Source organism: Vibrio sp. 2033 (genome assembly GCF_033339735.1).
Genome location: NZ_JAWOVC010000629.1, coordinates 1 through 572, shown reverse-complemented (window position 1 = coordinate 572; position 572 = coordinate 1). Strand labels below are relative to the sequence as shown.

Sequence of the window (572 nt, the reverse complement as noted above, 5' to 3'; positions counted from 1 at the left end):
ATACTGCTACACCGCCCATCTGCAGTTACTTGGAGGCGATGTGGATAACTCACAAATTTGCCAACACCCTCGGAATCTTGAATCCCCTCAACAGAAGCAATAAACGAAACTTGACCTACTTCAGGATAAGTAAACTTAAACTTAGCTTGCCAATTATTATTAAAGTATACATCCTTAAGGTAAGTACTCCCTTTCTCTGAAATAGTTTTGTCCGAGCTCCAAACCGGCGCAGTATCCCCCTCTCTCTTCATATAGTTTAACGTAACATCTGGCTGCACTATCGGAGCTACGGTATGCTTCATGCTCATATTAATATTACGTGTAGTATCGGTTGTTGAACTAGATGAGCAAAATTCAAAAAAGTTGCTATCTGAAGACTCCTTGTTAGCGATGACATCTTCAGCAACGATAGATAACGTATTGCGACGGAATTTAATCTTACAGTATTTGGCCGAAAGCTCACCACCATTAATTCGACAACGTGTATCCTCAAAACCGAACTGTGGAACCGAGCTGTGTGCAATGCCGATAGTAACTTCACCCGCTCTAGAGCCTCGAATCTGAAGATTAGT

Annotated in this window: 1 protein-coding gene; it reads right to left on the bottom strand. The window is 41.8% G+C overall.

Annotated features, from left to right (window positions below; all coding sequences use genetic code 11):
• Positions 1–572, bottom strand: a 572-nt coding sequence (locus R7P74_RS28175) for a DUF6701 domain-containing protein (RefSeq protein WP_318123969.1), incomplete at both ends; no start/stop codon positions are given.